Here is a 15,700-nt window from a genome sequence, read left to right as displayed (position 1 = left end):
GGTACACCCGAATTATTAGATTTTCCTTTTATTATTTTATTTCCTATTGCTTGATACACTTCAGAGTCTCTACTCCCGAAGCCTTTACTATTTTAATAAAGTAAATGCCTGAAGCAAGATTACTTCCCGTAGAAACTTGTTCTTTAGCCTCTCCTCTTTCCAGCTCTTTACCTAACTGATCAAAAACAAAGTAGCTAAATCTGTCGGCTGATCTAATTGTGAATTTATCTGTAGATGGATTTGGATAAATTATTGAACTACTATTCTTTTGTTCTATTAGTGATAGCTCGTTAACTTTTACGTCCATAACAGTAGCTCCGGAGCAACTTAAAACACCAGGGTTATTTCCTGTCACTTTAAGATAATCAATATTAGAAAGTCCACTTGCGGTAGTACTTTCCAATCTGACCGTGTTTTGCCCTGCTCCTAACAGACGAGTAACCGAAACATCTTTCCATGTTGTCCAACTACCAGTAGTGGGGAAACTTATATTTTCAAGGACTTCAGATCCATTAACTAGCAGTCTTGCTACTCTATTATCTCCCGCGCCATTTGCCTGGCGCCAGGTTAACGTATAAAGCCCTGCTTGCGGCACGTTGATTCGCCATACTATACCTCTATTTGCTACATTGTTAGTATTTGCAAAACCGCTGCCTGTAAATCCAGAATGATTAGAGTCAATAGTTCCCTGAACACTACAAAAGCCGGTTGAATTCTCCTGAATAGTAATGCTTGTGCCTGTTGCAGAATCTCCGCCAGTCAAAGAATTAAGATATTCCTCAAGATTCGTATATCCATCAGCATCAAGGTCTCCGTTATTATCTGCAACATTTATGTTCGTGCCATTTGCAGATTCCCATGAATCCGGCATTCCATCATTGTCAGAATCATATGGAGCAGACCCACTATTTAAAGTACCCACCCCATTCATCGGAGCGTTATTCTCATCACTGATAGTCTGGCCTATTGTTCCATACGACTGAAGCTCTGTAATTAGTCTTGCATCTGTTTTATCTCTTTTTTTATTGCACCCTGCATTTGCAATAACATAATTCAACGCTGCTTGTGGCGTTAGTTCCGTAACAACGGGATAATCAAAAGGAGTAGTTTTCCAGGTTACAGTTCCGTAGCCCGATTGAGGTATAACGCTACCATTTAATACCCCATCTTTATTAGAATCCTGGTAATTATTTGCAGCATAAATACTGAAATTGGTATTTCCACGACTAAACGCAGAAGTAGAGGTCTCGGGGCCGTTGATAAAATAATTGTTGGTAACATTAGCTGCTGAAGGACCGTCCGAATCGCCCAATATATACGCTGAAGCTACCCAGTTATAAATGACGTTATTTACAAACTGGTTTATACCCTTCACCTTTGGGTTTCTGGAGTTATTATCAATATATAAACTTCTAAGAATACTTATACCAGCATCCGACTGTAACAAGCCTCCGGTTGAGTGCCCTTGAAGCCCCTGTGCGATGATACAGTTTTGAAACGTCATATCACCAACTTCGTCTCCTGTAGCAGCACTAACATCTAATGTCCCATCCCTTCCCCAGGATACTGATACATGGTCGAAAATCATATTTTTACCATTCGCAATAGCAATTGCATCTTTACCATCACTTCCATTAATACCCATTCTGATACGAATGTACCTTACGATACTATTATCTGCATTTGTAAAGGAAAGACCATTGCCATAGATCATGATGCCATCACCCGGTGCTGTCTGACCCGCAATCGTTACGTTCTTCTGGACAACAATACGGGTACTGATTCTTATTATACCTCCTACTGTAAAAACAACGGTTCGATTAGGCTGACTCACAGCATCGCGAAATGAGCCAGGCCCGGAGTCATTCAGGTTAGTAACCTTATACACTGTACCGCCTCGTCCACCAGTAGCAAAACGGCCAAAACCTTCCGCTGATGGAAAGGCTAACTGTTGGCCGAGTACCTGTGTACTTAATAGTATTGCACCTCCAAGGGCGAAATGACGACTTTGCATTCCTAAACTTCTAAATGCAACTAAAAATTGATTAATCCTAGTTTTCCTCATATTTCTAGATTTATAATTGGTGTTACAAACCTATTGGTTAGTGGTCGCCAGCACTTTTGAAATTTGACGAAAAACTTTAAATAATTGTTATTTTGGATGTATGAAGAGGTATTTCTCATCTCGCATTGGGCCAACTGAATTATGGACAAAACAACCTTGATAGGCTTATATAGCTTTAGTAAGTAAGACAGAACTATTGTTTCCAATACTAAAATCGGTGATCCGATAGTATCTACCCAGCTTACTTATGACAGTACGCTTAATTTAGCTGAACCATTCAGGTATAGTCGTTCCATATAGAATACTTGCTTTGCACTAGCTTGGAAACAATTTATAATTGAGGCGATAGCAATACTATCTGCCTGGACTTTTATGTAGTTATAAGTTGTTATGTTGTATGTGCCTGTACATCAGAATCTTGCAGGCTATGGCATCCTCTTAAATCCTTCTGACTTCACCTTCCATTTACCATTCTTAGGGAAACCTGGATTTGGCCCGACGGTACCATCCCAGCCGGCAGCAAGCATAGCAACAGTAGTTAAGACACCTCCGTTACCAGGTAGATAAATTCTTAAGCGACCGTCCTGATAATTGTGTCCGTTTTTCAAATAGGTATTGGTTTTAATGTTCATAAACAGGGCGTCAATGGCCTTTTCAGGATTTCCAAGTCGTGCAGCTGTCATAGCAGCCATCGGAAAATCCCATCCCCAAGTATCATCCCATTGCCAAACCTTCCAAACAGTATCAAAGGTCCTTTGCATGATAGCCTTGTCTAATTTAGGAGATGCAGGTACCATGCCTAAAGCACCCAAAACAGATGGGTGATCACGTAGCCATTCCTGGTTAGTGAACGAGTCTAGATTATTCTCTGTTGACAGATACACTCCCTTAGATACGGGCAGTGGTGCCAGCTTCGTAATTACATTGTCCCACTCTGCATTTCGAGGCATTCCCAACCGCTCACGCCATTTTTGGGCCACCCGAAGAGCCCAATCCCAGTAAGCCAACTCGTAAGTTGGGTTATAAGTATCTACTGCTCTGAAAACTTCCTGGGCCGGAATTAACCCTTTGCCTAAGTTATAGCGATGTTTAACACTATCATAAGCAGGGAAAGAAGCCATAAACTCTGCCGTTTGAAAAACGATGTCTTTGTATTTCTCCAGCACATCTTTACTAAGATTATCGCGGTAAAGCAATTCAGCCATATAAATAGGATGAGGTTGCTGCCACAATATAAATGCACCTACAGACGAGGGGCTTTCCAGCCCTTCGTGGTCAGTCATCTTTTGCCACCGAACACCTTTAAAACCTTGTCTGGCTGCGATTTTCTTCGCTCCATCTTCAGCTTCAAAATACCAATCGAGACTCTTTTGCAGATATTCCGGTCTTCCCCATAAAGCAAAGTGAACAGCATGCCACCAATGCATTTCCAAATGGGGCTTTCCAAACCAGCTATTAAAGGTTAAACCAGTTTCCTGTGGAGGAAACGAGCCTGCACACTGAATCTTTGTTAAATACTGTGAAGTTACTACTCTCCTTTCCAGTTCTTTAGCACGTGGATCAGTGCTTCCAGCGAAGTCTATTGCCGCTCCGCTCATCCAGAAGGATTTAAGAAGGTTGCTACTATTATTCCTGCATTCTTCGAAATCTGGCAAATCTGAATTTCCTGGAGTTTGTTGCGAAAACAGGCAGTTAAGCTCAAAAGAATCACTTCCCTTATCGGGAGTTATCTGAAAATAGTGCGGAGTCGAGGTCTGAGCAACAGATGCTTTCCCATTCCATTTCAACTCATTGAAATAAGTAATTCCTTCCAGTTTATGTATTAACACTGCACCGGTTTCACTTTGGGCATCGACAGATGAAAAATGTTTTTCGTTACTATTGTAATTTACGCCCTCATCCAAAAACCCTATAGTAGGATAAGGATAACGTACTCTGATTTTCAATCTTCCCGCCTGCAACAACGGCGTTTTAACTTTAACCGCTACAAGATCCAGCTCCTGATGAGCAACGGTAACAACCTCCACGGGTACATTTTCAACCGTAAAACGACTTGTAATTTCGCCGGTCCACATATTTAATGTCTGATGGATGTTCTTCACATCAGAGGGAGTAATCAAACGGCCATTTTTTTTATGAATGTCGAAGCCGAGATTACCCAGTTGGATGCGATGTACACTTTTGCGAAACCAATCGGCCGCCCTTCGTTTTCTTAAAGGCTCGGAGGACTGCATGCTATAGCTACCTTTCTTTCCATTGAACGTAAACTCTTTGAACGTTTCTTCAAATTTATATCCAACAGTATCTTTCAACCGGTTCCATCCCCATTCGGACTGAGTACCCAAACTAACACCTTTTGCGTAACGTTCGGGAAAAGTCTGTAGTCCTGTAGCATCTACTGTAAATGCAAATTTTCCATTTCCTACTGATAATGATTCCAGAGAATCTATCCTTGTATTCAGAATCGTATGCCTTTGCACAACGTCCTGCCGGTTTATAGGTTGGGCGTTTGTCTGTGCCAGGACTGCTATTAAATACAGCGCACTACTGATGATGATTTTACCTACGTTCATATAAACATGTATTATTTAAGTTGGGTTATAGCTTCTACTACCGGGTTAGAAACTATTGTTTGCTGGTTTTCTATATTGCATTCCGAGAGACATCTATAAATGTTAGAAGGAGGCGACTTGATGAAGGTATTTGTCGCATCCTTCGGATAAGGCTATCAATCAAAACATGTACGTGTTTCCCTGCACGCAAGCTATTAAAGTAAGATCTTGAAAAAATTAGAGAAGTTACCAGAATATTAAGGCAGCCAGAACGAAGAGATCGTCCGGCTGCACTTTTAAGAGAAAAGCTTTCAATTTTTTTCCTGCGGATATAGTTTCTAGTAACCCGGTAGTTCCTGACCTGTTAATCCTGGATTTTCATTAATTTTACTGATACCTAAAGGGTGTAATTCGGACTGATTTTTACGTAGTCCACTGAACACACTAGTTACCCAAGCAGAAAGCTGCCCGTTGCTTGTGTCGAAAAAGTTGAACCTGGTTGCACCAGTATTTACAGCATCACCATCTAAATTGACTAACTTATAACCTTCTGTTGTTAATCTCGTTCTTTCAGTTGAACTAGGCTGGGTCATGTAGGTATAATTAGGTACAATTTCTACAACTGGGTCTTCAAAACTAACTGTACCCACCTTATACGCAGCGTACCGAGGAACATTCGCATATTTAGAGCCGGCTTCTCTTCTCGCAAGCTGTTGTAACTTCGCCTGGGTTTCCGTAAGCTTTTCATAAAAAATGCCCCATCGTACCAAGTCAGTCTTTCTCCAACCTTCAAATGCTAATTCCAATTTACGCTCTTCTATAATAGCGTTTTTAAATTCCTGGTAGCTAGTCGGAATGACTCCAATCTTAGTTTCATCGCCATTGAATGCCCGCTTTCTTACCTCTTTAAAGGCATTGATCGCTGCAGTTGTCGGGCCATTATTTAGTTCATTTTGAGCTTCTGCATACATAAGCAGAACATCGGAATAACGTAGAAATATCCAGTTGATATTACGTTTGTTATCAGCTACCCCTTTGTCTGCTTTCCAAACCACACGAAACTTACCAATTCCCATCATAGAATAAGGATTTAGCCAGCGTTCATTAGTGCTGGTTAATCCGAAGTTGGCAATTGTCACGCCTCGTCTTGTATCTTGTGCATCATAGTCAAACCAAAGCGTTGGCATTGCGCCTTGCAGCGGGAATGATCTTCCAAAGTTTACGTTCCCTCTTAAAATAGCTATCCCGTTTGTGTAGCCGATAGCGCTGCTATTAAAGTCATTACCAAATTGGCCGTGCTCAAGCATCGACTCCGCATTGTATCTACCGTTTACGAGATCTCTAAAAACAGTCTCAAACTTTGGAAGAAGACGGTTTTCGCCCCTTTTGATAACCTCCTCACAAGCATCCGAGGCTATTTTATAAAGCTCCTGTATCCGGTTTTGATCGGGTCTTTGCGCTAACTGCAATGATGAAGGAGAATAAGTATTTAAATCCCAACGTAAGGAATACCCTGCAGCATATAAAGCTGTTCTTGCTAAAATACCATAGGCGGCATTTTTTGAGAAGCGTTCAGGAGTCTGAATCATCCCCTCACTTTGCCATGGCAATAACTCTACAGCTTTTTGTAAATCTTGAATAGATCTATCGTAGATGGAATCTCTGGAAACCCTCCCTGAGGAATAGGATTTAGCATCCTCCGTAGGAATATTAGTATAAGGAACATCTCCAAAATGACGAACTATATTTAGGTAGGACATCGCTCTGATGGCATAGCACTCTCCTAATAGCATATTTTTCTTTTTTTCCTCTTTGGCATCTTTCGGAGTATAAGGAGGTAGCTTTTTCAGTACCAGGTTCGCCATCTCGATTGCTCTATATGCCGTCGTATATAGCCCACTGGGACTCTCCGAAGGCGTATAGTTGTAGGTTGCCAGCCTTGTCTTGCTATTGTTGTTTTCAGTTGTTATTACCTCATCTGAATTAGCGGTTAAATTGTAATATAATTCCTGGTGGAAAGTACTGGGATATATACCTAAAACAGCCATATCCACAGCATTTAAATTTTTGAACACGGTTTCGTCATCCAATTTTGTTGGCGAAGGAATAGAAAGCCAATCTTTCTTACAGGAGGAAACAGCGATGATGGACAAAATCAAAAGTCCTTTGTATAATAGATTTTTCATCTTTTGCTCTTTTTATACGTTTAAAATGTCAAGTTCAAACCGAATACGAAGCTCTTGGAACGAGGGTAAGCAGAGCTGTCGACACCTTGCTCAAACCCTTTGCTTGAGTTTGATACTTCCGGATCGTATCCTGAATAGTTGGTAAAGACATAGGGATTGTTAAGGGTGAAATACATCCTTGTTGTTTTTAATCCTACTCTCTTTAACACCATTGAAGGAAGGGAATAGCCAAGGGTAACGGTATTAATGCGAAGGAATGAGCCATCTTCAAGATAGTAATCCGAAGTTTCGGTTAAGGCGTTCTGATTTCTTGATTGCAAGCTCCAAACTGCATCTTTTGCGTATTGATTAGGATTTAAGGCTGCCAGACGTTGCAAGTCCGTGGTTTCTCTGCCAGTTGCTGGATCTATCAGAACAAAACGGTTTGCCATTGGATAGAATGAACTTGTAAAAGCCATATTGGGACCCATAAAGCTTTGTTTGTTGGCATTCATAACCTGGTTTCCATAACTAAAATTCACAAATACACTTAAATCAAATCCTTTATAGGCAAAGGTATTAACCATACCACCGGTGAATTTTGGTAATGCGCTGCCGATAACTGTGCGGTCGTTAGCAGTCCAGACAGGGTTACCGTTCGCATCAACTTCTCCTGCAGTAGGCACGTACTTCAAATCTCCCGGTTTTATTGTACCTCCCGGAGCTTTAGCTCTTGCAACCGCGTCTTTTAATGTATAAGAGCCATTTGCATTTTGCACAAAGTCGTCCGTTGTGTAAACGCCATCATATTTATATCCAAAAAACTGGCCCAGTGGACTTCCTTCCTCTACAAGAAAAGTACCCGGAGGCATTCTCTTTGTATCCGTGCCGTATAGCTTCAACACTTTGGACCGGTTAAACGACATATTATAGTCTGTTGTCCAGGTGAAAGCTTTATGAACAATATTTCTTGTATTAAGAACGAACTCAAAACCTTGATTGCGAATAGATGCGATATTTTGATACTGGGTAGAATAGCCTGTACTTTTTGGAATAGCAACTTCTAACAATAGGTTATCAGATACATTTCTGTAGCGTTCCGCGGTTAGGCTTACTCTGCCTTTAAGTATGGAAATGTCCAGTCCAAGGTTTGCAGATTTCGTCTTTTCCCAAACTAGCTCCCGATTGCCTAGTCTGCTACCTGGCGCCAGCCCTACTGGATTTGTGTTGTTAACAGCATAGACATTCGATCCGTAAGCAGTAGTATACATATAGTCATCGATATCACAATTCCCAGTGACGCCGTAACCAACCCTCAGTTTTAGCTGATCGAAAAAGGTATTGTTTTTCATGAAGCTTTCTTCTGTGATTCGCCATGCTGCTGAAGCAGAAGGCAAAAGCCCCCATTGCTTTCCTTTAGCAAATTTAGACACTCCATCACCCCTTAGAGAAGCCGTTAGCAAGTACCTTTCATTATAATTATATAGTGCACGGCCAAACACTGAGGTAATCCGGTAATTCGATAAACCTGATGACTTGTCATACACCAGCGTTCCGTCGAGATTATTTAAACCGAAATTTACCTGATTGAAATTATCATAACTATTGTTCAAGTACATGGATTGAGAGTTGTAGGCCTCTTGCCCAAGAAGTGCATTTATGTTATGCTTTCCAAAAGTCTGTTTCCAATTAAGGGTATTGGTGATCTGCCAGGAATATTCTTCGCTATTATTTCTGGATCCAAAAGGACGGCCACCGTGATTCGCTATTGCTCCCTGAGTTGTTTCATCTTCCCAAGATTCCGATCTTTCTTGCTGCCAAAAATAGCTTCCTGCTGTTCGGAAAGTCAGGTTTTTTAAGATATTAATATCTACTCCCGCATTTCCCATATATTGTCTGGTGAGTTGTTTAGAAGAAGTAGCATTGTTTAAAAGTATTGGATTATAAACGTTATAGGTTCCTACATCAGTCAATATGCTATTATAGAAATCATCCGTATTGATCATTTGATCATTGGTAAAGCGTGTTCCTCCCGTAACAGGCGCCATAAGCGTCATCCTTAAACGGCCACCTAAAGATCCACCTCCCTCTAACTTTGTATTGTTGTAGTTTGAGTTGAAGTCTACACGAATCCGATCATTTACAGTATGGTTTATTTTTGCCCTTACGTTATTCTTACCATAACCGTGCTTATCAAGAATACCCTGCTGCCCAACATTGTTATAGCTTAAAATAAAGCCTGTCTTGTTGGTTCCTCCCGAAACACTTACATTATGATTCTGAAGCAGCGACGAACCTCCAAAAACAATATCCTGCCAGTCTATCCCCTGAGTTTGAGAATAGGTGTCATGGATGTATTGAGACGCTCCGGTATAGAATGCGGGGTCTTGTGAATTACCTCCACCGAAATTCTTGGTAAATTGATCCATTGGAGTTCCACGCAACATCAGGAATTCGTATTGGTGCCTTACGTATTCTTCCGGACTCATAACGTCTATCTTTTCGCTAAGTCGTTCAAAACTTGCATAACCGTTGTAAGAAACCTGACTTTTACCCGTTTTAGCAGATTTAGTAGTTATAATTACTACTCCGTTTGAGCCACGTGCACCATATATAGCTGTAGCTGATGCATCCTTCATTACATCTATAGACTCGATATCGTTAATGTCGATATTCTTCAGGGCATTATCCATCTGAAAACCATCAACAATATACAATGGCGTAGTACTTTGAGTGATTGAGGTACCACCACGTATTGTTATATTAACAGGAGCTCCCGGTGCGCCACTTTGTGTTACCACATTAACACCTGCAAGTTTACCGGTTATTGCCTGTGCCGCACTTGTCACCGGGATATTTGCAATTTCCGACCCTTTTATAGAGACTGTCGAGCCGGTCAGGTCTTTCTTTCTCGCTACCCCATAGCCAATAACAACAACCTCATCCAAGGTCTTGGTATTTTCTTTTAAGATAATATTTATCGAAGTGTGTTCGCCCACATTGACCCTTTGGGTTTCGAAACCCAAATAACTAACTTCTAACACGGCGCTAGGCTTGACGTCTAAGGAAAACTTTCCATTTACATCTGTTGTCGCACCTGATTGTTCGCCAACTACTTTAACTGCAGCACCGATAATTGGCTCGCCGTTGGCAGCAGCTACCGTTCCTGAAACCCGCTTTTGGCTTTGCGCTACTGTTGTTTGCCAGCACAAACAGAGCAATATCAAAAGCGAGGACATTCTTAATGAGAGCTTTTTTAATTCTTCGTTCATAATTAGTTTGTTAATAAAAAACGTATTAATGGTCTATAAAAAGTTGCGATAATTCAGCGGTAAAGAATATCCACGACTCTCCCTTACGGGTGGAGTCATGGATTTCTCGCCCTACACCAACCTGGCCCAGCCAGTAATTAAAATGATTTCCAGAATGATAATTAGAGAACTGCGCAAGACAAAATAATTGCGCTTTCCATATCTCAAACCTACGCCGTCGCGAGATTTTTAAGTTTAAAAATTTGATGAAAGACTTTCAATATTTGACAGAATTCCTTTTGAAAAGTATTTGTAACACTATTTTAAAAGACTAATCCAGGCACCAGAACAGTTTGCTTTTCATCTAACGCTTGTAGGAAAGAAATTCAAGAGCTATTCCTAAAGCCCCCTCCTTATGCTGTAACATAAAGTCAATGTCATTCTTAATGAAGGCAGTTCCCTTGTTTCAAACATTAAGCGATTTTTTATAAGCCCAACTTATTGCGATACGATAACTTTAAAACTTAAGGCCAGTTTAGAACCGCTTAGCAAGAAAAAATAAACTCCAGGAGCAATAGCGGTATCATAATTAAATGAGTACTCTTGATGTGCTTTTACAGGGCCCGAGTAGATGTTTTTCACCTTTCCTTTCAGACCGTATAGGTCCAGTGAGACGTTTGGATGATCCGAAAGTAACCTAAATACAACCCTTGTCTGTGTTTTAAATGGATTCGGATACGCAGATAAGGTGTTAATGCTACTTACATTAAGAGTATTAAGACTAAGTTCAGAGGTTTCAATGGCAGCAACTTTTGCCGCTGCTGGAGATGTACAAGCACCTAAATAACTACCTTTGCTCAAGTGTTCTGCAACTGCGTTGTAGCCTATGCTGACTTGTGTCCATGGATTAGACTTGCTGCCTGTTTTGTGGCAAACCAACACTTTATTACCTTTATTTCCACTGCGTACGTCGATAACTGTAATGGTAACAGCGGCGCTTGAAGTGCATCCGAATTCGTTAGTAGCAAGTACATTAAATGTATAGCTGCCAGCAGCAGTTGGAGTAAACACCGGATTAGGGCTGTTTGTATCACTTAATCCTGTTGCAGGTGACCAGTTATACCTTGTAGAGCCATTTGCAGAAGTGGTGTCTGACGCAGTAAGTATTAAACTTTGTGCGCCATAACCTAAAGCGATAGTTTTGTTGTCAAGACCAGTAAATGTTTCATCTGTTCTGGAAACACCGATTTTAACTACCGGAGTAACGCCAATGACATTTACAGTAGCCGGTGTTGAAGAAACGTTTCCGTTCACATCAGTAACCGTAAGCACAACTGTATTGTTACCAGTGTTTGAGCAATCGAAATGCATTCTATCAATTGTTAATGATTTTAGACCACACGCATCGTTACTTCCATTATCGATAGCTGAAGCCGCGATTGTAGCTGAACCATTTACCAATGTTACGTTGATATCTTTGGCTAGTGCTACAGGAGGGGTCGTATCTTTCACTATTACATTTTGAGTAGCTGTAGTAACATTTCCATTTCCATCATCAAATCTCCATGTTATAACATGTGTTCCTTGAGTGCTGTAAGTAAGAGAATCGATGGTTGTTCCCGTGATAGTTCCGGCACATCCGTCGGTAGTTGTTGGAATATCGGTTACGGCGGCAGAGCATTCGCCTGTAACATCCGGAAGTTGTACTTGCACCGGTGCAATGCTGTCGCGAACAGTTACAATTGCGGTTTTAGACGACACATTATTCTCGGCGTCTGCTACTGTAAGAAGTACAGTGTTAGCGCCAATATTAGAACAATCGAAAGTTGTTTTGTCCAGAGTCATTGAAACTATTCCTACATTATCGCTCGACCCTCCGTCAATTTGAGAGGGATTAATAGTAGCCGTTCCGTTTTCATTTAAAGCTATACTGATATTCTTTGTGATTACGTCAGGAGCAACATCATCTGCAACATCAGTCTCATCGAATATCCACCTCAACCGGGTCCTGTCAGCGGGAGTGCTAAACGCAAGCGGACCGCCCTTTCCTGTCGCATCAACATTTCCAACATTAAAACACTTCGTATTCAAATCCGATACTTGTAAAGAATATGCATGTTTTCCGTTATCTTCTTTCTGGTAATACGGATAGATTTCGACCGGGGAAGCTGACAAATAATTATCAATTGCTAAATATGTCCCCCGCGCTTTGTTTTTTACAATAAAAAATCCTGGATTAGCTTCCGATTCAGCTATAATCCATTGCGCATTTTTCTGTTTTTGAAGTACATCAACAGCTCCTGCCTTGATATCATTATCACTTTTACCGATGATGTAGACCAGAGAATCCTTTGTACTGTTATAATTAGGAATAGCAACCAGATAACGTCTTGCGGTTGAAGCAGATGCGCTAGTTGTACCAGATCCGGAATTTGTACCGTAACTAAAAATGTTATAAAGTTTTTGGGGATTATGATTGGCAAATGTACGAATTTGCGCAGCAATGAAATTGTTGACTGCACTTTGCAGGGCCAGTACGGCATTATCCACCTCCGGCTGTAGGGTTGAAGAATAGTCGACAGCATCAACAAAAGCCTGTGCTGCTGCAATTTCCTGATTTAAAACAGCAATAGCATCTGGAGGATATTGTAAAACATCTGACCCTGGTTGAGCCTCGTTTGCCAGACTAGTAGCTTGAGCAATCAGGTTTCTTAAGCCTCCGAGATAAAGTGAAACAGCCTCCTTACTTACCGGTACAAAAGTATAAAGCATATCTGCCCGATTCGTGCTGCCACCGGACCAGAACCATTGAGCGCCAAACGAGCGTGGACGCAATTGATTACTTCCGTTATGTATTCTGAAAAAGGAGACCGAATCAGCAACACCAGCTTGAGCTGGATATTGATTTAGTCCAAAAATTACGCTGTAACCACCGTTGGGTTCGTTGACTACTGCTGTGGTATTATTGTTGGAGACGTTTCCAAAATACTTCCCTGTTCCAACATTCTTGATAATATAAGTACCTTTACCTCTGCCATCGTCGGTAATTTCCCATAACAGGGTAGGATTATCCCATACAAACGTTGCTGTAGACCCAATTAAATTATCCTGGGTAACGTTTAGATATTTTGCGACGCCCGAAAAATTCGCACCAGAATTGAAGGCGACACTCCCGTAATTAATTATACGGTAATATTTTCCCTCTTGTGGAGTAAAGATTTTTGTTCCCTTGAGTGTACCTCCTCCGGCTTTTGTCACGTCATCGTAGATCTTCACCGTTTCTGAATATGATGACTGGCGCGTATCATCCGCGGTTTTTAATCTGAAGTAACACGGAGCGTCGGCCGTAACTGTTAATGTAGCAGTGGTTGCATCGGCAGCAAACGTAGACACAGCAGTATAATTAACTCTGTCAGTAGACTTTTCCAGGATAATTTGCTTAGCATTAGTTTCTACATTTGTCCACTTTAATACTGCGGTAGTTGGGTTAGAAAGCGAGATACTGAGGTTAACCGGATATTTTAGGAAAGTTATTGAAGAATTAATACTATTTATATAGCGCTCAATATTGGCATATCCATCAGGTCCAATAATCATTGCATCGTCCGCATTTGCGTTTGTACCATTGGCATTTTCCCAACTATCTGGCATACCGTCATTATCAGCGTCCGAAGCTTTTGGGGCATTAAAGATATTCCCTACGTTTTTGGGTAGCCCAAGCGAGGTCTCATTGTTGATCATTTTCCCTTGTGTTCCTAGAGACGTTAATTCACGCATCAAGATAGAATCAACAGGATCTCGGACAGGCAGAGATGCTCCAGCATGTTGAACAATGTAATTATAAGCATCCTCTGCCGAGGTTTGCGACAGGATAACAGGATGAAGCTCTGGAATAGAAGTCCATCCCGAAGAAGCATCAGTTATCCATGTGGCAGGTCCATAATCTGCCTTTACACTTTCAGTTCCGTCAAGTGTGCCGTTATTATTATTATCAAGGAAGTTGCCCGCTGCATAAAGCTGAAAATATTCATTGGCACGAGTGTAAGGTGCTGTAGGAGTTACCTTTCCCCCATCGTAATTGTAGCCTGGACCTTCAATAAAATAATTGTTTACGATTGTTGCCCAGGAAGAGCCCTGAGAATCACCAAGTATATATCCGCCGCCGTTACCCCAGTTATATACTATATTATTAACAAACTGGTTAAGCCCTTTTACTTTAGGATTACGTGTTTTATTGTCGATGTAGAGATTTCGAAACAGCGTTACTCCTCCATTTGTCTGAATCAATCCACCAGCCGAATGAGTTTGTAAGCCCTGCGAAATAATAGAATTTTGTATGGTAATTCTTCCCAAAGGACTACCGTCACCACTTATTGAAAAATTTTCGTCCCTTCCCCAAGATACGGACACATGATCGAAGATCATATCCGTCCCTCCTGCAATCGAAACTGCGTCTTTCCCTGATTCGCCGTTTACCCCCATTCGTATACGTATATACCGGCAGATTGTATTAGAAGCTCCAGAAAAGGACATTCCGTTACCATAGACCGTAATCCCTTCTCCAGGAGCTGTTTGTCCTGCTATTGTGAGGTTAGAAGCAACGGAAATACGACTTGCTATCTTAATAACTCCGGAAACGTCAAAAACGACAATTCTATTAGACTTACTTACAGCATCACGCAAAGATCCGGGGCCTGAATCATTAAGATTTGTTACGTGATAAACCGAGCCATTTCGCCCTCCGGTCGCAAAACGACCGAAGCCTTCAGCTCCGGGAAAAGCAAGTTGCTGTGCATTTAGGAGAAGTCCTGAAAAGCACATGATAATTAAAAATAGTAGGTGTTTTTTCATTTTATATTTAAGTTTTTGGTTTTGCTTGTTAATCTACTTTTGCCAACTATACTACCGATTCGCGTTCGGTCATCTAGCTCGTTTATTAAAGCAGAGTTTCACTCTAAAAGCAGTCGCATGCAGTCAGCATCGCGTGCTATATGTTCTAAAATTTGCCCATACACTCCTTTCGTAAGTTTTACTGTTAGTTCTGTCCCAAGCCAAAAATATGAACCAGCATGGGGCTGGCTCACTTAACCAATTATTATATTTTCAACAAGGGATGTTGATTAGATTGAGTGTAAAGTTGGAGATTTGCTGATCGGCGGACTTTTAAATTCTGGTGAAAATCTTTCAAATACTGACGCGAAAGCGATTTTAATAACTGTTTACCGATTATATTGTAAGAAAATACCTGTAGAAATTTTTGAAACGGCAAGACAGGTAGAAGAAGTGGAATTCTTCTTATCGCGCTTTGTAAACGAAATGTGCGGAACGCAAAACGTCAATGAAACTAGGTTAGACACTACTGATTGCAAACTATCTCTCTACTGCAATTCTCCAGCCGCCTCTAACATTATTAGTCTTAATATTAAACTGTGCTCCAAAGAATTGCTTTTTGCAATCAGCGATGATAATCAAACCAATACTTGGATGCCGTAAGTGATAACTTATCTCCCCTGTAGAACCCAATGCCTATAAGGGTTAATTAATACGCAGCGCCAGACAGTTTCTGCAACTTGAATATTAAATACGTTACCGCACCCTTGTCAAATTTTGAAACGGTTTCACCAATTTTCTAAACATTAAAAAAGCGTAACAGCGTAGGTTTGAAAA

Annotated in this window: 6 protein-coding genes; 1 reads left to right on the top strand and 5 read right to left on the bottom strand. The window is 41.0% G+C overall.

What is annotated here, in order from left to right:
* Nucleotides 1–43: 43 nt before the first annotated feature.
* The 5 genes from J4N23_RS07680 to J4N23_RS07660 all read right to left on the bottom strand — a co-directional run bounded on the left by J4N23_RS07680 (nt 44) and on the right by J4N23_RS07660 (nt 14,884).
* A complete protein-coding gene (locus J4N23_RS07680; protein ID WP_207424959.1) occupies nt 44–2,065 on the bottom strand; it encodes a carbohydrate-binding protein in 2,022 nt (673 codons plus the stop codon).
* Nucleotides 2,066–2,490: 425 nt separating this feature from the next.
* Nucleotides 2,491–4,638, bottom strand: a complete 2,148-nt coding sequence (locus tag J4N23_RS07675) for a hypothetical protein (protein WP_207424958.1) — start codon at nt 4,636–4,638, stop codon at nt 2,491–2,493.
* A 317-nt stretch (nt 4,639–4,955) separates the two neighbouring features.
* Nucleotides 4,956–6,803 carry a RagB/SusD family nutrient uptake outer membrane protein gene (locus J4N23_RS07670; RefSeq protein ID WP_207424957.1) on the bottom strand — a complete coding sequence of 616 codons (1,848 nt, stop codon included), beginning with the start codon at nt 6,801–6,803 and terminating at the stop codon, nt 4,956–4,958.
* A gap of 20 nt (nt 6,804–6,823) precedes the next feature.
* Nucleotides 6,824–10,054 (bottom strand): TonB-dependent receptor, encoded by a 3,231-nt coding sequence (locus tag J4N23_RS07665; RefSeq protein WP_207424956.1) that lies wholly within the window; start codon nt 10,052–10,054, stop codon nt 6,824–6,826.
* 477 nt (nt 10,055–10,531) lie between these two features.
* Nucleotides 10,532–14,884: a hypothetical protein gene (locus tag J4N23_RS07660; RefSeq protein WP_207424955.1), complete on the bottom strand. Its 4,353-nt coding sequence runs from the start codon at nt 14,882–14,884 to the stop codon at nt 10,532–10,534.
* Between the two features lie 294 nt (nt 14,885–15,178).
* On the opposite strand from J4N23_RS07660, the gene J4N23_RS07655 reads away from it, so the two are divergent.
* A complete protein-coding gene (locus tag J4N23_RS07655; RefSeq protein WP_207424954.1) occupies nt 15,179–15,526 on the top strand; it encodes a hypothetical protein in 348 nt (115 codons plus the stop codon).
* Nucleotides 15,527–15,700: the final 174 nt, after the last annotated feature.

Source organism: Pedobacter sp. SYSU D00535, assembly GCF_017355855.1.
Lineage (GTDB): Bacteria > Bacteroidota > Bacteroidia > Sphingobacteriales > Sphingobacteriaceae > Desertivirga.
This window is presented reverse-complemented; position numbering and strand designations above follow the sequence as displayed.

Excerpts from the sequence above, each read along its gene's own strand:
- J4N23_RS07660 (WP_207424955.1), bottom strand. The coding sequence starts at position 14,884 with ATGAAAAAACACCTACTATTTTTAATTATCATGTGCTTTTCAGGACTT.
- J4N23_RS07680 (WP_207424959.1), bottom strand. The coding sequence starts at position 2,065 with ATGAGGAAAACTAGGATTAATCAATTTTTAGTTGCATTTAGAAGTTTA.
- J4N23_RS07665 (WP_207424956.1), bottom strand. The coding sequence starts at position 10,054 with ATGAACGAAGAATTAAAAAAGCTCTCATTAAGAATGTCCTCGCTTTTG.
- J4N23_RS07670 (WP_207424957.1), bottom strand. The coding sequence starts at position 6,803 with ATGAAAAATCTATTATACAAAGGACTTTTGATTTTGTCCATCATCGCT.
- J4N23_RS07675 (WP_207424958.1), bottom strand. The coding sequence starts at position 4,638 with ATGAACGTAGGTAAAATCATCATCAGTAGTGCGCTGTATTTAATAGCA.